This window comes from Soonwooa buanensis, assembly GCF_900167905.1.
In the GTDB taxonomy this organism is placed as follows: domain Bacteria; phylum Bacteroidota; class Bacteroidia; order Flavobacteriales; family Weeksellaceae; genus Soonwooa; species Soonwooa buanensis.
On record NZ_FUYZ01000001.1, the window covers coordinates 563,780 to 582,689 of the forward strand.

16 protein-coding genes are annotated in these 18,910 nt (G+C 34.2%); 5 read left to right on the forward strand and 11 right to left on the reverse strand.

The window, feature by feature from the left end; translation table 11 throughout:
- Positions 1-2 precede the first annotated feature (2 nt).
- From B5X62_RS02685 to queA, 4 genes are all read right to left on the reverse strand, one after another.
- Positions 3-1,457: an ELWxxDGT repeat protein gene (locus tag B5X62_RS02685; protein ID WP_079665828.1), complete on the reverse strand. Its 1,455-nt coding sequence runs from the start codon at positions 1,455-1,457 to the stop codon at positions 3-5.
- 125 nt (positions 1,458-1,582) lie between these two features.
- Entirely contained in the window at positions 1,583-2,197 is a 615-nt protein-coding gene (locus B5X62_RS02690) for a 4'-phosphopantetheinyl transferase superfamily protein (RefSeq protein WP_079665829.1), read from the reverse strand.
- Between the two features lie 139 nt (positions 2,198-2,336).
- Entirely contained in the window at positions 2,337-3,203 is an 867-nt protein-coding gene (locus B5X62_RS02695; protein ID WP_079665830.1) for a hypothetical protein, read from the reverse strand.
- A gap of 80 nt (positions 3,204-3,283) precedes the next feature.
- Positions 3,284-4,333, reverse strand: a complete 1,050-nt coding sequence (gene queA, locus B5X62_RS02700; RefSeq protein WP_079665831.1) for a tRNA preQ1(34) S-adenosylmethionine ribosyltransferase-isomerase QueA — start codon at positions 4,331-4,333, stop codon at positions 3,284-3,286.
- Positions 4,334-4,517: 184 nt separating this feature from the next.
- Here queA and B5X62_RS02710 point away from each other — a divergent pair, with 184 nt between their 5' ends.
- Together B5X62_RS02710 and B5X62_RS02715 are read left to right on the forward strand one after the other, a co-directional pair.
- Complete coding sequence (locus tag B5X62_RS02710; RefSeq protein ID WP_079665833.1) at positions 4,518-5,156, forward strand: XAC2610-related protein; 639 nt, start codon at positions 4,518-4,520, stop codon at positions 5,154-5,156.
- A 4-nt stretch (positions 5,157-5,160) separates the two neighbouring features.
- On the forward strand, positions 5,161-5,667 hold the full coding sequence (locus B5X62_RS02715; RefSeq protein WP_079665834.1) for a GNAT family N-acetyltransferase: 507 nt from the start codon (positions 5,161-5,163) through the stop codon (positions 5,665-5,667).
- Here B5X62_RS02715 and B5X62_RS02720 read toward each other — a convergent pair.
- Positions 5,657-6,319 (reverse strand): hypothetical protein, encoded by a 663-nt coding sequence (locus tag B5X62_RS02720; RefSeq protein WP_079665835.1) that lies wholly within the window; start codon positions 6,317-6,319, stop codon positions 5,657-5,659. The two genes, B5X62_RS02715 and B5X62_RS02720, sit on opposite strands and share 11 nt — an antisense overlap.
- A 298-nt stretch (positions 6,320-6,617) precedes the next feature.
- Entirely contained in the window at positions 6,618-8,267 is a 1,650-nt protein-coding gene (locus B5X62_RS02725; protein WP_079665836.1) for a dipeptidyl-peptidase 3 family protein, read from the reverse strand.
- A gap of 154 nt (positions 8,268-8,421) precedes the next feature.
- Here B5X62_RS02725 and B5X62_RS02730 point away from each other — a divergent pair, with 154 nt between their 5' ends.
- Genes B5X62_RS02730 through B5X62_RS02740 form a run of 3 tightly spaced genes read left to right on the forward strand, consistent with a single transcriptional unit; the run spans position 8,422 to position 13,865 of the window.
- Entirely contained in the window at positions 8,422-8,772 is a 351-nt protein-coding gene (locus B5X62_RS02730; protein ID WP_079665837.1) for a hypothetical protein, read from the forward strand.
- Positions 8,773-8,775: 3 nt separating this feature from the next.
- Positions 8,776-9,867: an MBL fold metallo-hydrolase gene (locus tag B5X62_RS02735; RefSeq protein ID WP_079665838.1), complete on the forward strand. Its 1,092-nt coding sequence runs from the start codon at positions 8,776-8,778 to the stop codon at positions 9,865-9,867.
- Between the two features lie 47 nt (positions 9,868-9,914).
- The gene (locus B5X62_RS02740; protein WP_079665839.1) at positions 9,915-13,865 is read left to right on the forward strand and encodes a DUF7948 domain-containing protein; all 3,951 of its coding nucleotides are present in this window, start codon (positions 9,915-9,917) and stop codon (positions 13,863-13,865) included.
- 42 nt (positions 13,866-13,907) lie between these two features.
- Here B5X62_RS02740 and rluF read toward each other — a convergent pair whose 3' ends face one another.
- The 5 genes from rluF to ggt all read right to left on the reverse strand — a co-directional run bounded on the left by rluF (position 13,908) and on the right by ggt (position 18,860).
- Entirely contained in the window at positions 13,908-14,630 is a 723-nt protein-coding gene (gene rluF, locus B5X62_RS02745) for a 23S rRNA pseudouridine(2604) synthase RluF (protein WP_079665840.1), read from the reverse strand.
- Positions 14,631-14,632: 2 nt separating this feature from the next.
- Positions 14,633-15,196 (reverse strand): hypothetical protein, encoded by a 564-nt coding sequence (locus B5X62_RS02750; protein ID WP_079665841.1) that lies wholly within the window; start codon positions 15,194-15,196, stop codon positions 14,633-14,635.
- A complete protein-coding gene (gene truB, locus B5X62_RS02755; RefSeq protein ID WP_079665842.1) occupies positions 15,197-15,898 on the reverse strand; it encodes a tRNA pseudouridine(55) synthase TruB in 702 nt (233 codons plus the stop codon).
- Positions 15,899-16,144: 246 nt separating this feature from the next.
- Positions 16,145-16,972: a 50S ribosomal protein L11 methyltransferase gene (prmA, locus tag B5X62_RS02760; protein WP_079665843.1), complete on the reverse strand. Its 828-nt coding sequence runs from the start codon at positions 16,970-16,972 to the stop codon at positions 16,145-16,147.
- Positions 16,973-17,168: 196 nt separating this feature from the next.
- The gene (ggt, locus tag B5X62_RS02765) at positions 17,169-18,860 is read right to left on the reverse strand and encodes a gamma-glutamyltransferase (RefSeq protein WP_079665844.1); all 1,692 of its coding nucleotides are present in this window, start codon (positions 18,858-18,860) and stop codon (positions 17,169-17,171) included.
- Between the last annotated feature and the right edge of the window lie 50 nt (positions 18,861-18,910).

The window sequence follows — 18,910 nt, forward strand, 5'->3', positions numbered from 1 at the left end:
GATTATTTGATTATAATTGTAGTAGATTCTTTTGTATTGTCTCCTTCTAAAACCAAAATATATTGTCCAGTTTTTACACCAGATTTTATTTCTTGCTTGTCAACAATACCAGACTTAACTAACTTGCCTGCAAAATCATAGATTTTATAGGTTTGGTAATTATTTGCTGAAATTCTAAAATCACCATTAGAAGGATTTGGGAAGACCTTAATCTTCGAAACTAAAACTGTACCCGTACTTAAAGTAGGATCTTTAACTTCATATAATTCTTTACCAATAGTAGTATCAGCCGTTGCAACCACATAGAGTTTATCATTAAAAGATATAATATCCGAAATAGAACTTCCATTTACACCAGGATTAATATCCAGAACCATTCTAGTATTTTCTGATGTACCATCTGTAACAAAAAGTTCGCGTCCCGCCGTTGCATCATTTGCGACAAAGTATAACAAACCTTGATGCTCAACAAATGTCGATGGATTGCTGCCAGTCGTGCCAGGAATTATATCTTTTAAAATCTGAGTACCATCAGCCGTTCCATCGCTTACCCAAAGTTCAGAACCAGTTACGCCATTATTTGCAGCAAAATAAAGTTTTCCGTTATAGTCGATAAATTGGGAAATACCAGCATTGGTTGTTGCTTGATCTTGGCCAGATTTGTTAATATCTTTGAGAAGTATTGTTCCTTGTGGTGTCCCATCGGTCATCCAAGGTTCTGTTCCGTTTTCGTCAGAACGTGCCGTGAAAAACATTTTATTAAAAGTTGGACTATAATAAAAATTGGACGGAGAACTGCTTCCCGAAACACGAATATCTTTAATTAAACTAAACTCTCCACCTTCACTTTTATACAGCTCTATATTACTCGTATCGGTACCACCAGCTGCAAAAATCACATCATCGATAACCAAAAGTGGCGAACTAGAAATAAAGTTAGAGCTAATTGCCGTAGGTGCAGTTACGCCATTAGTTTTGTAAACTCTAGCTGAGGTAGATGCAACGTCGTTTGCCCGAAAATAAATTGTACTTTTATCAGGACTTAGCTGCAATTGATTGGGTGAAGAGCTAGCACTCCCCTCTTTAATATCGGCAAATAAACTTATCCCATTACTTGGAGAATACTTGTAAAGTTCTACCCCAGAAGGCATCGATCCAATCCCTCCAGCAAAGAACAATTCACCTTGCTTTTCTACGAAAGAATTTGGATTAAAATTTCCGCTTCCTGCGTTGAAATCTTGCACCATTTTGGTTCCTGCTTCGGTACCGTCTGACTCCCAAAGTTCGGTTCCTGAAACACCATCTGTTGCAGAAAAATAAAGTTTGTTATTGTAGGTTATAAAATTAGCAGCATTTCCTGAAGAGCTCCCAGGTCTAATATCTTTAACTAGTACTAAAGATTGAGATTGGTACATACCTACTGTAAGCATAAAAATACTTAAGTATATTTTTTTCATATTAATTTTATTAAGTCCTCAAAAATATTGAGACAACTTATCAAAATCAAGAAATACTCTTTCGGAATTCGGTAAATTTTAAATACTAAAAATCACACCTATTTGATTTTCAATAAATTAAAAAACTACTCCAAAACCACCGAAAAGTAATAATCATCAATTTTTCGGACTTTCACTTTGAAATAATCTTCAAAATTATGATCGTAAACGCGTGCTCTAACTGTGAAATCTTCTGTCGGCAGAAAGCTTTGGATATCGTAATGTTTCTTTAACGACCAATATTTGGAATGATGGATTTTGTACAAAGCTTCCTTCACACTCCATATGCTTGTTAGATAATCGACCTCGTGCTTGTTATCAATAAAGTCGTTCTCATGAAGAATAAACTTATGGCGAATAAGCTTAATTTTTTCTTTTTTAAGTTCGAGATCGAGACCGATTTTTGATTTCGAAATTCCTATCGCCGCCAAAGGGAAAGAATGACTTATCGAAATATTAAAATCTTGTGGTTCTAGAAATGGTTCGCCATTGTCTTTGTAAAGGATTTTATGATTGGGTAAAATCTGTTTTAGCATTTTACGAACCATCAAAACCTCTTTTATTTTCTTAGGATGATACTCTTTAACTTTATTATAATTCTCCTTTTCTAACAAAGTATCCATATCCAAAACTTCCTGTTCATCATATTTCCAAATAAGAAGTTGTGCTTTATCATCCGAAAAATCTCTGTACAAAGGCATAGAAAAAATTTAGATTGCAAAATTACAAAATCTTAAACTGAAATATTAACAAAGTCTTCCCTCATTTTTTTTAATGATCATTAACAAAAAAACCGCCATTATCGACGGTTGTATTTTTTTTAAAAAATCAAAGAAGATTTTATTTCAGTTTTAAACGATACAGAAAAGATTCTCCTTTTTTGGCAGCTTCGTCGGTAATCAAAAGACTGTCGTTGCTCTCGAAAGTCAAACCTTCTTTTTGTGTAAAATGATCCAACTCAATCATCTGAGATTTTCCAGAAAAGAAATCATCCCCTTTGAAGTCTGTAAAAATCCAAACTTTATCCGAACTCAAAATCGCAACTTTCTTTTTATCAGGACTCATCGCTGCACTTGTCACCGCGCAATGGTTGAAGTTATCGCAAGTCACAAAACTCGAAATCTTTTTAGCAGGTAATCGTTGCCCAGACTTGTTATCAACGCGATACAAAGAAGTTGTACCATCAAATTTTGAACTTCTATTTTTTGTAAATAAGTAAAATTGATTATTGAAAATAAAAAATGACTCCGAATCGTAAATTCGATCTTTCTTCTTGGCAGGAAATTCGGTTTGCTCTGGATAATAAAACTCTACAATCTCCGAAGCGTCCGCTTGATCTTTCGCCAAATCCGAAGCATTAATTTTATAAATCGCTAGATTTTGTCTTTCGTTATCGTTGTTTCCAAAGTCACCAATGTAGATATTACCAGCATCATCCGCCGTTAGATCTTCCCAGTCATTATTTTTAACATTGTTAATTCGGATTTCTTTTTTTAATTCTCCATTTTTAGTAAAACCAAATAAGATATTATCATTTTTTTGATCTTCTATCGTCCAAACCAAATCTGGCGATGCTGATGTAACCTCAGCTGCAGAAGCTTCTTTAATAACTTTTGGTAAAGTCGTTAACACCTCCAACTTATTGTCTGTTGGCGATTGACAAGAGAAAAGACCAATTGTTGCGACACTTAATAATATTGCTTTCATAATTTTATTTTTAAAATAGCTAAAACAAAAAATGCACAGCTATTATCAACTGTGCATTTGTATCAAATATGTTACCAATCTTAGATGATCAACATAGCATCACCGTAAGAATAGAATTTATACTTTTCTTTAATCGCTTCTTCATAAGCTTCCATGATAAAATCTTTATCAGCAAAAGCTGCAATCATCATAATTAAAGTTGACTTCGGTGTATGGAAGTTAGTAATCATTGCATTAGCAACTCCAAAATCATGAGGTGGATAGATAAATTTGTTAGTCCAACCATTGAAAGGCCCAATTTTACGGTTAGATGACACAGAAGTTTCGATAGCACGCATTGTTGTTGTACCAACCGCACAAATTCTTCTTTTCTCTTCTACCGCTTTGTTGATAATGTCAGCATTATGTTGATCGATAATAACTTCCTCAGATTCCATTTTGTGCTTTGACAAATCTTCCACTTCGATTGGATTAAATGTTCCTAAACCAACGTGCAACGTGATTTCTGCAAAGTCAACACCTTTTATCTCAAGACGCTTCATCAGATGTTTTGAGAAATGCAAACCTGCCGTTGGCGCTGCAACCGCACCTTCAACTTTAGCGTAGATGGTTTGGTAACGTTCTGCATCTTCCGGTTCAACTTCTCTTTTGATATATTTTGGAAGTGGCGTTTCTCCAAGTTCGTTCAACTTAGCACGGAATTCTTCGTAAGACCCATCGTATAAGAATCTCAAAGTTCTACCTCTAGAAGTCGTATTATCGATAACTTCCGCTACCAAAGACTCGTCTTCTGTGAAGAATAATTTATTACCAATTCTTATTTTACGAGCAGGATCAACCAATACGTCCCAAACTCTAGTTTCTTTATCTAATTCTCTCAACAAGAAAACTTCGATTTTAGCACCAGTTTTCTCTTTGTTTCCGTACAATCTTGCAGGAAAAACTTTAGTGTTATTAAAAATGAACAAGTCATGTTCATCAAAATAATCAATAACATCTTTGAAAAGTTTGTGCTCAATAGTTCTATCTTTACGGTTAAGAACCATTAATCTTGCTTCGTCTCTGTGTTCTGATGGATGTTCTGCCAATAACTCTTCTGGCAAGTCGAAATTAAAATCTGAAGTTTTCATTTTTTTAAATTACGGTTTAAAAATTTGTGAATAATAGATTTGCAAAGATACGATATTAAAAAGCCTTTGTCAAGTCGCTCCTCAAAGTCTATCGAAATATCCACAAGAGAAATACAAATCTTAAGTTTATATACTTTAAAAAGTGATGAAAAAATGATAAATTTATTCCAATGAAACATCACCAATGAAAACTTCAGTCCTATTTATCTTTATTTTAGTTTGTTCGAGTTTTTATTATTATCAGGAAACACAAAAGTTTTCGGACTCTAAAACTGTTATTAAAAACAATCAGTACAAATTGGATGTTGTTCAAAAAAATCTGAATGAAGAGGCTTTGGTTAGTTTTTCATTGTTTAAAAAAATAAATAAAAAATGGATTAAACTTCAAGATTATCGTTTTAAAAAACAAAATTTCTTTCTCTCTGTTGACACAAGCGAAGACCTCAACAATGATGGATACAAGGACGTCAAGATCTCTTTTGCACAAGCCGCACGCGGCGCAAATGAAATTAATCGATTATTTGTTTTTGATCCAAAATCGCAGAAACTTATCGATATGGAAAACTCTGCGGATTATCCCAATCTGCATTACAACGAGAAAAAAGATTGTGTAACCTCAGACATATTTTATGGCGGAAGCGCAACTTATTTTTTAAAAATTAAGAAAAATAAATTGGAGCCTTTCGGAAAAGTTGAATTTTATAATGATAGCATCTCGAGCTACAAAATTGTGCAAGGCAAAGAAATTCTATTGAAAAAACAAGCCTACGATTCTGATCAAGGCGCGACTTTTTTTTCTAATTTTGATCCTGTTGAGGAGTAATTTTATGACAAATATTTTATTAAAAACTTTTTCCGAAGATGATTTTGAATTGCTAAATAATTGGATCACAACTAATGAAGATCTAATGCAATTTGCAGGTTCAGCATTAGTTTTTCCATTAACTAAAAAACAGTTTTTTGAAGATCTAAAGCATGAGAATCGTTATGCTTTTTCAGTTTTTAAAAATGAAAAATTAATAGGTCATGCTCAAATTTTGGAAAAAGAAAACAGCTTTCTTCTTGGCAGAATTTTGATTGGCGAAAAACAAAATCGCGGACAAGGTTATGGAGAGATTATTGTTGAAAAACTTTTGGATTTTGGTTTTAAAAAATTTAAAAATAAAACCGCCGAACTTAACGTTTTTGACTGGAACATTTCGGCTATTAAATGTTACGAAAAAATTGGTTTTCGGATAAATCATGACTTAAAAAAAGAAGTCCAAATCAATAATAAAATTTGGACTTCGGTTAATATGACTATGGGTAAACTAAGTGACTTGCTTATTTCTTAGACAATCTAGTTGAAAAATCGCTAATCACGTTTTGATATTTTCTAAGCACACGATCCCAGTCACGGAACTGTTCATCTGCCTTTACACTGGTTCCACTAGCACCAGAATATTCGCTATTAAGTTTAATTTTAAAAGTTAAAGGATTCGATTTTGATAACTTAACAATAAGTCTAGTACGAATTGTATTTTGTTGAAAGGATTGGATACTCCAAGCTGTTCGTAGATAAGAAGTTTCTTTGTCGCTAACCTCGATGGCGTCAAAATAGTCTGTCACAATTTGAGTAGTCAACTTCCAAGCGTCAGAAATTGACAGGTCTGGATTAACCGGAATCTCAAAATCAATATTGGCCTGATCGGTTTTAATAGATGCTTCTTCGGAGTCATCCTTTTTCATATTAAAAAATAATGTTTTTGGTGGCTCTGGTCCTGCTTTTTTCCCGCAAACAGTGGCTTCATATTTTAAAAATCCTGTTTTTTGTGCTTTTACATTATAGCATTCACTTTTATCGATTTTCAAAAGATAAGTACCCGAACCAACCAACTGTCCATTGACAATAATACTAGCGTCATTTTCGGATGTCGATACAGTTACTTTTTGAGCTGTAACACTCGTAAAAGCAAAAATTGCAGATAGTAAAAATAGAGTTTTCATAGTTAATAGTTTTTATTTCTAGCACAATATTAAACTATGTTTTAGACTTTTTAATACCTAGTTCTAGGTATTTTTATAAAAATTTCAACATTTTCACCCTTATTTCAACATTATCACTTTCAATTATTATGTTTTTTTAATGCTTTAGTGTTTTTTCCATAATATTTTCAATTTGATTTCTATCATTATTGTGATAGATTGTACCTTTCATTGGGTAAAAAACTCAATTCAAAATTTTAATAAATCATCAAATAAAAAACAGAAGCTAAAATTAACTTCTGTTTTTTTTATTATTAAACTATTTCAAACCTAACATTTGTGGACCTTGTTCAAAAACAATATCAACAGGAATATTGTGCGTTTTTAGTTTGTCCAGATCTTTTTGCAAATCTGTTGGGATAATTCCTTTCTCAGCATATAATTTTTTAACACCGTCATAATCGCCATTACCTTGTAATGTTAAAACCAGTTCTGAAAGGCCATTCATTGCAGCTTCCATCTTCGGAACATTAACTTTGTATCGTCCATTGACTGACTTTTCGAAAGCACCTTTTTCAGCAAAATAATTAAAAGCAATCATATTCGCAGTGCCGTGCGCCGAACTTGCCCCGAATCTAACCGAACGGAAAATCCCAGCTAAAAATGTCACGAAATAATCTTCTTTACTTCCTGACAATTCGCCTTTTTGCAACAATTGATTAACCATGTAAAGTCCAAGAATATCCGCTTTTCCTTCTTCCAAAGCCGAGTTAGCTTCCTTCAACGCTTCGCGAACAGAGCCTTTGCCATTAACTGTATTTTTAATCCCTAAGCCGTGTGCCACTTCATGGAACATCACATTAGAAAAGAACGCATCAAATTTGATATTCTTTTGTTGACTTTCATCGATAAGCGATGTTGCAATCGGAACCAAAATTTTATCAAACTTAGCTTTCATCGCATTTTTAAGTTGCAATCTTCTCGTTCCTTTTTCGAGCTGAACTTTCTCATCATTTGGTAAATTAATCGCAATGGTTTTTCCAGCCGCATTACAATCTCCAGCGTAGAATACAACATCGTAAGCATTAAGATCCGAATCCGTCCCTGGAACTTCCTTTTTGTATTCCGCTTTTACAGGAAGATTGGTTTGCAGCTCGGGAAGATATTTCACAAACTTCGCCAACTTGTTACTCCATTCCACATCTTTCACCAAAACATAAGCTTCAAACGAAGATTTGTAACCAAACATTTGGTCTTCATAATTTTCGATCGGGCCAATAACCAAATCCAAATTTGAGTTTTTCATGTCCATCCAAGCCAAGTCGCTCGGATAATAATTATCTGTCATTAAAGCTTCTGCACGAAGTTTCAAATATTTTTTTAAACCTTCATCTTCCGCGATTGTCGACGCTTCATTCAGGTAATTTGCAGCTTCTTGCAATTTAGTTTTAAACTCTACCGAATACGGCACCGCATATAATTTGCCTTTCGCATCTCTTTTAACAACAGAATAAGCGGATTTTCCGTCTTTAACATCAGCTTTTTCAAACTCAGCTTTTGTCATGTTGGTTGGATAGTAAGTTGCACCTTCGGGTTTTGCGCCAACGCCCGCTACAAATGGCTTTTCGTTATTAAGACGATCCCAAGGTCCATAATTAATCACAGCATAATCTTTCGCTTCACCAGATAATTTGGACAACAATTTAGTTTTGTCACCGTAAGCTTGTTGCCAAAACAAATCGTCCATCACTTTTGCAGCTTTGAACATTAATTTCAGAACTTCTTTTTCTTTCGTTGTTAAATGCGAAATATCGGTGGTTAGATCAACTTTCGCGTATTGTTGAAAAGGATAAGACTCTTGCATTTTTGTAGTATTTATCTTTGTTTTAGTAGCTTTTTTCTGAGCCGAAAAATTGGTCAACAAACCCGAAACTGCTAATAAGCCAAGTATAATTGTTTTTGATTTCATTAGAATTAATTTGTGTAAATTTAGTTATTAATCTTCGGAGCAAGTCTATTTTCTTGTATTAAAACATGATAAATTTGATTATAAAACCAGTCAAAACGAGCATTTTTATTGAAGGGAATAGTTTTTGATTCTTCCGAAACTGAATATTAACACCATGCAAACTTGTCCAGAATGTGGCGAAAAAATCGTTGGTCGCTCTGATAAAAAATTCTGTTCTGATGCTTGTCGCAACAGTTACAACAACCGAATCAATAAAGATACGACCAATCTGATGCGAAATATTAATTATCAACTTCGCAAGAACCATCGTATTTTGACAGATTGCAATATTGACGGTAAAACCAAAATTTTAAAATCAAAATTGTTGGCTTTGGGATTCAGTTTCGAGTATTTTACACAAATGGTTGTATACAAAAACGCTTCGGAATACAGATTTGTTTATGACCAAGGTTACAAATTTTTGGAAGATGATTGGATTTTGCTGGTCAAAAACATTTCGAATTAAATTATGTACTTTATACTTATCATTGTTCTAGCAATTGCTACTACAGTTTTTCTATTTATGCAACAACCGATTTTTGGTTCTAAATCTAAAGGTCGTCGCCTCGAAAGAATTAAAAAATCTGCAAACTTCCGAAAAGGACGTTTTCAAAATATAGAACACACGCCGAATTTCGGAGAAGGCTTTACACCCAAAAAAGTAATGTGGGATTTTTTAACACAAAGAGTCCCTAATAAAACGCCAAAACATATAATCCCTTCAAAAAAAACTGAATTAAAGTCTCAAAATTCTGACGATGAATTTTTAGTTTGGATGGGACATTCATCTTATTATTTTCAGGTTGATGAGACTAAATTTTTGGTGGATCCAGTTTTTAGTGGCAACGCATCGCCAATTGCAGGAACAACAAAGGCTTTCAAAGGTTCGGATATTTATCAATCTGGTGATTTTCCAGAGATCGATTATTTGATTATTTCGCATGATCATTATGACCATTTGGATTATAAAACTTTAAAAAGTTTAAAACCAAAAATTAAGAAAATCATCTGTGGATTGGGTGTTGGGGCGCATCTCGAACGTTGGGGCTTTGCTGAAGATCAATTAATAGAACTCGATTGGTACGAAGATGCGGTTTTAGAAAAAAATATCCACATCACTTCTACCCCAGCCCGACATTTTTCTGGACGAGGCCTGAAAAGAGATATCAGTCTTTGGTCTTCTTTTGTGCTAAAATCTAGTCGTCATAACATTTTTGTTGGTGGTGATAGCGGTTACGGAAAACATTTTAAAAACATTGGTGAAAAATTCGGTCCTTTTGATTGGGCAATTCTCGAAAATGGCCAATATAACGAGCGCTGGCATTACATCCATACTTTGCCGTCCGAAACTATAAATGTTATCGAAGATCTACAAGCCGAAAATGTTATCCCTGTTCACTCTTCGAAGTTTGCTTTAGCCATGCATTCTTGGAAAGAGCCTTTAGAAAAAATCACAGAAAACAGTCAAGGCAAAAACTTTAAAATCGTTACACCAATGATTGGCGAAAAGGTGGATTTAAATAATAAAAATCAGGAATTTGCAGCTTGGTGGGCTTCTTAAAATTTTGTTAAAAAAGATTATCTTTGCCGAAATTTACAAAAAGCTCGATGAAGAGAATTTTTATTATTGTTTTTTTAAGTATTGCTACGTTACTACTGGCTCAAAATAAGTATCAAAATCAATATTATTTTTACGAAAATAAAGGTCAAATTATTGACCAAAAGGCAAAACCAAATCCTGAGGTTAAGTATCTTTTTAATTCAGCAGGATTAAATGTCCAAATCAAAAAAAATGGTTTTTCTTATGATGTCTATGAGGTCGAAAAAAAAGTATCAAAAAAGAAACAAGCGACTTCTGAAAATACCATTAATCCTAAGCTTCAGAAAAAGCAAAATCAAAACGTTGAATATACTTCTAAATATCATCGTGTTGACATCAATCTCGTTAATGCCAATAACAATGTCCAAATTGAAGCCGAAGGAAAATCGCAAGATTACGAGAATTATTACAATCTAGAGCACAACCCAAAAGGTGTCGAAAACGTGCATCGATACCAACGTATCGTTTACAAAAATGTTTATAATAATGTTGATTTAGTATTTTTTAAACCTGAAGATTCTACAAAAACTGTAGAATATAATTTTTTAGTTCATCCAGGTGGAAAAGTATCAGACATCAAAATGAAATTTGAAGGTGCCAAAACCAAATTAAAAGATGGCAAACTCGCTATGGCACTTCGTTTTGGAGAAATGCAAGAAAACATTCCTAACTCTTGGATAGAACATTCGAATTCAAAACAAAACATTGCTGTTAATTTCAAAGATTTTGGAAATCAAACTTTTGGTTTTGATTCTGAAATTAATACTTCTGATAAAACCATTGTTATCGATCCTGTGCCAACAAGGATTTGGGGAAGTTTTTTTGGTGGTGATAATGAAGATATTGGATTGATAAGAACAGATAATAATGATGATGTTTATGTTTATGGAAATACATGGAGCAGTATTAATATAGCAACTACAGGAGCATATCAAACTACATTTAATACTTCAGGATATAGAGACGCATTTTTAGCCAAAATAAGTAAGGATGGAAGTCAGAAACTATGGGGAACATACTATGGAATGAAGTATTATGATGACTTCATGCAAGTTACTTTTGATAATCAAAATAATGTTTTTGCAACTGGACAAATTCATATACCATCACCAACTTCACCAAACAATCCTTACAGCGCTAACATACAAATGTCTTTGGTCAAATTTTCACCAACAGGAACTATGATTTATAACAATATTTATGGTGGAAACGGAGAAGAAGAACCTTGGGATATTGCTTATCTAAATAATAATATTTATGTAATTGGGAATACTTCTAGTACTGCAGACTTTGCAACAGCTGGAGCTTTTCAATCTTCGGTAACTGGTGGAAGAAATGGGTTTGTAGCTAAATTTGATAGTAATTCTGGAAACAAAGATTGGATAACATACTACGCAGGATCTGGAGCGACTTCACTTTATAAGATATTTAATGTTGACAATGATACAATTGAGATTATAGGAAGGACTGCAGGGACAACATTACCTTTGAAAAATCCTATTAGAAGTTCAAATAATGGAGGAGGTTCAGATGGCGTTTACATCATCTTCGATGAAATTGGAGATTTAAAATACGGAACATTTTTAGGGGAAGATGTAAAAAATGAATATTTGCAGTCCGCTAGAAGAATTGGCGATGAGGTCTATATTTCGGCAGAGCAATATATAAATAGTACTTCTGAAAAAGGATTATTATATAGAATAAATACAAAAACTAATTCCATTGTTAGTAGTAAACTTTTTGATCTTTATGATACACTTCAAAATATAACTTATATTGACGAGCAAGCCAATATTTTTGTATCAGGCTCTACAACACATTTAGGTACAATTGACTATACTGGAGTAAGTACACCAGGAGCTTTTTTGGAAAATCCACCTTCAAGCCAAAATGTTTTTGTTGTTAAATACGATTCTGATCTCAATAAAATCTGGGGCACCTTCTATTATGGAAGCCAAGTTAATGACGTTATAAAAGATAAATCGGGAAATTTGTATTTTTATGGTATGGTTTCTGGAAATATTCCTAATATCGCGACACCTGGTGCATTTCAGCAAAATAACCTTAATACCTCTAATAGCATATACATTGCAAAATTCATAGATTGTTCCTCATCCGCAACGGCTTCCTCTAACTCCCCAATTTGTATTGGTAGTAACATCGAACTAAAAGCGTCTGGCGGGACAAATTATTCTTGGACTGGTCCTAATGGTTTTACGTCCAGTCTGCAAAATCCTATTATCACGAATGCTACAACTGCAAATTCTGGTGTATACTCTTGCGCCATCACAGGAAGTGGCGGTTGCGATGGTACTTATACAGTTACTGTTTTTGTTGGCGATAATGAAAAACCTATTCCTGACGATCCTAATCTTCCAAAATTAACAGGTGATTGTAATTTTGTAGTAACAACAATTCCAACAGCAACTGATAAGTGCGCAGGAAAAATTACTGCAACCACAACAGATCCTTTAAGTTATAGTCTTCCTGGTCTTTATACAATTACTTGGCATTACACTGACAGAAATGGTAACACCGAAATACAAACCCAACTAGTAGAAATTACTGATCAACCTAAACCTACTGGAAGTCAACAACAGAATTTCTGCGCAATAGATCATCCCGAAATTTCAGACATCCAAGTTGTTGGGACTAACCTAAAATGGTATAACGCGAGTGGTTTAATTTTACCCGTAAATACAGCCTTGGTTGATAATACAACATATTATGTCACACAAAATAGCGCAGGTTGTGAGAGTTCGAAACTAGAGATTTTGGTTAATGTTTCCGATCCTGTTGCACCATCTGGAAACTCTCCTCAAAGCTTTTGTATTGGACAAAATCCGACTTTAGGAGATATTGCGATTACAGGACAAAACATCAAATGGTATAATGCATCAAATATTTTATTAGCTCAAACAACTCCGCTTGTCGATGGCGAAACTTATTATGCTACACAAACAATTTCTAGTTGTGAAAGTATTAATAAATTAGCTGTAAAAGTTGCCGTTAATAATAGTAGTATCTCTGCTAGCAATTATGTTGAACCTACATTTTGTAATGATACAACGGATGATTTTAAACTTATTAATTTAAACGATTATAGAACTAAATTAATTACTAACATAACTGGTTTACAATTCACTTTTTATGATAGTAACAATCAATTGGTGCCTGATTTTACAAAAGCCAAACTCAATATTGGGCATAACCTTTTTAATGTCGAAATTAAAAACACAGTTGGTTGTTCGCAGTGGTTTACTTTAGAATTTAATTTAAATAAAAAACCAAAACTGAGCCTTCCTTCTGAAGTTGAATTTTGTAGTGGCATCGATGCAGAACTTAATGCTGGCGACTGTGCAGGCTGTACTTTCTTATGGAACACTGGAGAAACTTCTCAAATTATTAAAACCCAAACTGAAGGCACTTACACTGTTACTGTAACTACTGAAAAAACTTGTCAAAACTCGGCATCAGTCGTTGTTAAAAAAGCAAAACTTGCGACGATTAAGAACATCCAAATAGAAAATAATTTGGTAACAATTACGATGTCCGAAGCTGGCGATTATCTTTATTCTGATGATAATATCAACTGGCAGACCTCTAACCAATTTAAATTAGAAAACGGAAATTACACCATCTATGTCAAAACAAAAATGGGATGCCTAATCGACCAACGTACAATTAGTATTTTCGAAATTCCGAATAGTTTTTCGCCGAATGCTGATGGTATTAACGACACATGGAAAATCAAAGGTTTAGAAAACTACAAAGATTCTCAAGTCATTGTTTTGGATCGATTTGGAAAGAAGCTTTTCGAAACCAAAGTTAATGGCATTTTTGAATGGAACGGAAAAATCAATGGACATCCATTACCGACAGATACTTATTGGTATATCATTAATGTTAGTGATGGTCGAAGTTTCAAAGGATTTTTGGTTTTAAAAAATCGAAACTAATTTTTAGTTTTTAACAAAATTAATTTCTAATTCCTAAAAAATTTATTCAAAAGTTTTGGAAGAACCCTCGAGAAGTTGATTAAGTTCTGCTAATTCTTCTTTTGTTAGATCACGCCATTTACCGATCGGAAGATCGAGTTTGATATTAAGAACTCGAATACGTTTTAGTTTTTTAACATCGTAGCCAAGATACTCGCACATACGACGAATTTGACGGTTAAGACCTTGCGTCAACACGATTCTAAAGCTCATGGTATCGATTTGCTCGACCTCACATTTTTTAGTCACTGTGTCCAAAATTGGTACACCACTTCTCATTTTATTTAAGAAAGCTGGCGAAATTGGCTTATCCACTCGGACAATATATTCTTTCCCGTGATTGTTTTTAGAACGGAGGATTTTGTTAACAATATCGCCATCAGAAGTCAACAAGATCAAACCTTCACTAGGTTTGTCTAAACGACCAATTGGGAAAACACGTTTTGGATGTTGGATGTAGTCGATAATGTTGTCCTTTTCGCGCTTTGTATCTGTAGTACAAACAATGCCGACAGGTTTATTAAAAGCGATGTAGACATGTTCTTCTTCAGTTTTCCTGATTGAAACACCATCCACACAAATTTCGTCTTCGTCAGAAACTTTAGTTCCTAATTCTGGTTTTACACCATTTATTGTAATTCGTCCTTCTTCCAAAAGCTTATCAGCTGCTCGACGTGAGCAATATCCAACTTCTGACAAATACTTATTAATACGTGTTTTTTCCATTTTTAATATCTTTTATTCGAAAACAAAATCAAACCATAAGTTAAACCTACAAAAAAAGTTCCTTCGCCATCCAAAACTTGATTCTCCAAATTAACCGAAAAATATTGTCCTAGATTGTTAGTCATTGGTTCTATTTTTCCTAAACTTAAACCAATAAAACCTGCATTTTTCGCAGCCGTTTGATTGATTTTATTACCATATTTTGCACTGATAAAAAAGAAATCATCATCCGTTTTATCATTTACAAAAAAGTAAGGCTGAATTGTAAAATACAACAAATGATAATTGGGATCGATATAACTGTAACGTAAACCTCCCGCCAAAGCAAACCAACTTATCGGCTGATAACCAACTTGCGAAGAAAATCCATAATTATACTTCCCAGGTGGAACTTGACTCAATTCATAATCTGTTTTTGCTTGACTATTTCTAACAATGGAAGCCAAATCGAAACCGACACCAGCATCCAAAGTTGTAAAAAATCCCAACTTCTTCCTGGGCGGATAATCTTGCGAAAAAACAAAACTTGAAAATACAAGCAGTAAAAAAAATAAATGCTTTTTCATTTACAAATCTTCAAAATGATAGTCGTTGTCAAGGAATTTTTCGGAGGCATTTTCGATGCTGTAATCGCCGATTTTGGTACGACGCAATTGCGTGAGATATGCACCGACGCCCAAATCTTGACCAATGTCATGCGCTAAACTTCGGATGTAAGTCCCTTTGCTACATCCAACGATAAAGCTAACCAAAGCGCCATCAATTTTAATATCATTAATGTAATGAATCGTGGTTTTTCGGGATTTCATTTCGACTTCTTCGCCAGCGCGCGCGAGGTTGTACGCACGTTCGCCATCGATTTTTAAAGCTGAAAAAACAGGTGGTTTTTGGTCGATTTCGCCAACAAATTTTTCTAAAGTTTTATGAATATCTTCTTCTGTAATATGTGAAAAATCCTGATGTAGAATTTCGGATTTTTCCGTGTCATAAGATTCTGTCTGAACACCGATTTTTACTTCTGCCCAATATTCTTTAGGCGCATCTTGAATTTCGGGAATTCTTTTCGTAAACTTTCCTGTGCAAACAATCAAAAGTCCAGTCGCACGTGGATCCAAAGTCCCAGCATGACCAATTTTGAATTTCTTAGGAAGTTCTCTATATTCTCGTTTCAGTTTGTATTTTAGTTTGTTAACCGCTTGGAAGGAAGTCCAATCCAAAGGTTTGTCCACTAAAAATATATATCCTGATTGTAATTGTTCTGATGTCACAAAATTGTGTTTAGTTGATGGTTGACAGTTGTTGGTTTTTAGTTTTGGGTTTAAGGTTTAAGGTTTAAGGTTTAAGGTTTAAGGTTTAAGGTTTAAGGTTTAAGGTTTAAGCAAAGTTAATTCCTAATTCCTAATTCCTAATTCCTAAAATCTAGACCTAAACCCAAGCCGAATACTCTCGCTTTGATTAATTCAACGAACAAAAAAACGAAATTGTATCGCTCTTTTGTCAAGATTTGAAATTAACTATTTTCTCAAAAGAAGACTTACCCACTCTTCTCTTTGCAATTGTCTTTCTAAAGTTAAATTTTCAGCTTTACAAACTTCCAGAATATCATCAACATCAAAGAAGCAAAGTCCTGACAACAACAATTCGCCGCCATCATTCAAATCTTTAACATAAGTCGGAATATCAGAAATCAAAATATTTCGGTTGATATTCGCCAAGATAACATCAAATTTTTCTTTACCAAGATTTTCGGCAGTTCCTAATTCAATTTTCAAATCAACATTGTTACGTTCTGCATTCTCGTGAGAGTTTTCTACAGACCATTCGTCGATGTCAATTGCTAAAGTTTCGCCAGCACCACGTTGTTTAGCAAAAATCGCCAACACCGAAGTCCCACAACCCATATCCAAAACTTTTTTGTCCTTGAAATCCATATCATACATCTGCTGAATCATCAAATGCGTTGTCGCATGATGACCTGTCCCAAAAGACATTTTTGGCTGAATAATAATTTCGTAAGGAAGATTTTGACTTTCATGGAATTCTGCTCTTATCAACACTTTGTCATCAATATTAATAGGTGTAAAGTTTTTTTCCCATTCTTCATTCCAGTTGATATTTGGCATTTGTCGGTATTCATAAGAGATTTCGACATCTGGAGAATTAAGTAAGTTAAGCTCTTTAAGCGTTTCTTCACTATACAAATCCTCTTGGATATAAGCCAAAATCCCATCATGTTCTTCCGTAAAACTATCGAATCCAATACCGATAAGTTCTGCCATTAATATCTCGCTCCAAGGTTGTACCGGATTTATTTTGAATGTAAATTCTAAGTAAGAAGTCATATTTTAATTTTAATAATGCAAAAATAAGAATTATGCTTTTAAATAAGTTATGAGTTGTGAGTTATAAATCATGAATTTTAATAAAATACAAACATTAAACTTAAAACCCCTAATCTTGAAACTCATCGGAGTTTTAATAAAAAAAAGAGCTCAGATTTAAAATCCAAACTCCTTTTAAAAATATTTTTAAAAAAAACTATTCCACGCCAACAGAGTCGTCACCACGGCCATCAGCCACCGCATGAATGTTTTTATTATCGTCAACAAGGATAATTTCTGTTCTTCCGATTTGCTCACGACGTTCGATTTTGTAACCCATTTTCTCTAAAGATTTTACCGTTGTTTCTGGGAAGTTTTTTTCAACAGCCACAGTTTCTGGCAACCATTGGTGATGGAACTTCGGAGCATTAACTGCAAAGTTGGCATTTAATCCAAAATCTACAACATCTACAATCGCTTGGAAAACCGAGGTCGGAATTGTTGTTCCTCCAGGTGTACCAACTACCATTTTCACTTTGTTATCTTTCATTAGAATAGTTGGTGCCATGGACGATAACATTCTTTTCCCAGCTTTAATTGCGTTAGCTTCTCCACCAACTGCGCCATACATATTTGGCACGCCAGGTTTTACAGAAAAATCATCCATTTCATTATTTAAGAAAAATCCAGCACCCGAAACGACTGTTTTACTACCATAAAGTCCATTAAGCGTCGTCGTCACCGAAACCGCGTTTCCTTCTTTATCCAAAATCGAAATATGTGTCGTCTCAGTACTTTCCTTTCCTTGCTTTATGATTTTACCAACTTCACTACTCGGCGTAGCTTGATTTGGATTGTAGGATTTCCAACGGTTTTGCAAATACACGTCGCTTACTAACTTTGTCGTTTCATCTTTAATAAAATCTGGATCGCCCATATATTCGGCGCGATCCGCATAAGCACGACGCTCAGCCTCAACCATAGGCTGCACAGTTTCTATCGCATTTTGTTGCGGATTTTTAACATCAGCATAACTGTACATTTTTAACATTTGTGCTAACAAAATTCCACCACTTGATGGTAAAGGCATAGTAACAACTTCATGACCTTTATAGCTAAAAGTCATTGGTTTTCTTTCCTTGGTTTTATAATTTTTAAGATCGGCTTCAGTAATAATTCCGTTTCCGAGTTTCATCTCGTTAACAATCATTTTTGCCGTTTCACCTTCGTAGAATTCCTTTTCACCATTCTTTTGAATACGTTTCAAGGTTTCTGCCAATTCTTTCTGAATCAAAATATCACCAGCTTTCCATTTTTCATTTTTTATAAAAACGGGGATATTTTTGTTATGTTTCGCAAATTCTTCTTTATGCATATTAAGAAGTCCCGCTTCTTGCTCAGTAATCGCAAAACCTTTTTCCGCTAAATCTATCGCTGGTTGAATTAATTTATCAAAACTTAATTTAGCATAAGGCATCGTCGCAAACATCCCAGAAATACTTCCAGGAATACCAACCGCCAATCTTCCATTCTGTGACAAATCGGTATTTGCATTTCCTTTTTTGTCCCAATACATATCGAATGTAGACTTTGCTGGTGCCGTTTCGCGATAGTCAAGTGCTATTTTTTTTCCATTATTGGTTGTAGCAACTAAAAATCCACCACCTCCGATGTTTCCCGCTTGTGGATAAACTACCGCCAAAGCCAATTGTGTAGCAACAACCGCATCAAAAGCATTTCCTCCTTCTTTAAGGATTTTAGAACCAGCTTCACTGGCTAAAGGATGCGCCGAAACAATTACACCTTTTTGTTTGACCTTAACTTCTTTAACAATATTAATATCTGTGTATTGCGCCGTAATATTACCAAAAGCCAAAACTGTGGCAAGTGCGAGTAGTTTAATTTTCATAGTATAATTCAATAAAAAAGCAAAGTTAAAGATTTACTTCAGGTAAAATA

Bases quoted from the DNA above. Each gene is read 5' to 3' on its own strand.
- B5X62_RS02685 (WP_079665828.1), bottom strand. From the start codon at position 1,457: ATGAAAAAAATATACTTAAGTATTTTTATGCTTACAGTAGGTATGTAC.
- B5X62_RS02690 (WP_079665829.1), bottom strand. From the start codon at position 2,197: ATGCCTTTGTACAGAGATTTTTCGGATGATAAAGCACAACTTCTTATT.
- B5X62_RS02695 (WP_079665830.1), bottom strand. From the start codon at position 3,203: ATGAAAGCAATATTATTAAGTGTCGCAACAATTGGTCTTTTCTCTTGT.
- queA (WP_079665831.1), bottom strand. From the start codon at position 4,333: ATGAAAACTTCAGATTTTAATTTCGACTTGCCAGAAGAGTTATTGGCA.
- B5X62_RS02710 (WP_079665833.1), top strand. From the start codon at position 4,518: ATGAAAACTTCAGTCCTATTTATCTTTATTTTAGTTTGTTCGAGTTTT.
- B5X62_RS02715 (WP_079665834.1), top strand. From the start codon at position 5,161: ATGACAAATATTTTATTAAAAACTTTTTCCGAAGATGATTTTGAATTG.
- B5X62_RS02720 (WP_079665835.1), bottom strand. From the start codon at position 6,319: ATGAAAACTCTATTTTTACTATCTGCAATTTTTGCTTTTACGAGTGTT.
- B5X62_RS02725 (WP_079665836.1), bottom strand. From the start codon at position 8,267: ATGAAATCAAAAACAATTATACTTGGCTTATTAGCAGTTTCGGGTTTG.
- B5X62_RS02730 (WP_079665837.1), top strand. From the start codon at position 8,422: ATGCAAACTTGTCCAGAATGTGGCGAAAAAATCGTTGGTCGCTCTGAT.
- B5X62_RS02735 (WP_079665838.1), top strand. From the start codon at position 8,776: ATGTACTTTATACTTATCATTGTTCTAGCAATTGCTACTACAGTTTTT.
- B5X62_RS02740 (WP_079665839.1), top strand. From the start codon at position 9,915: ATGAAGAGAATTTTTATTATTGTTTTTTTAAGTATTGCTACGTTACTA.
- rluF (WP_079665840.1), bottom strand. From the start codon at position 14,630: ATGGAAAAAACACGTATTAATAAGTATTTGTCAGAAGTTGGATATTGC.
- B5X62_RS02750 (WP_079665841.1), bottom strand. From the start codon at position 15,196: ATGAAAAAGCATTTATTTTTTTTACTGCTTGTATTTTCAAGTTTTGTT.
- prmA (WP_079665843.1), bottom strand. From the start codon at position 16,972: ATGACTTCTTACTTAGAATTTACATTCAAAATAAATCCGGTACAACCT.
- ggt (WP_079665844.1), bottom strand. From the start codon at position 18,860: ATGAAAATTAAACTACTCGCACTTGCCACAGTTTTGGCTTTTGGTAAT.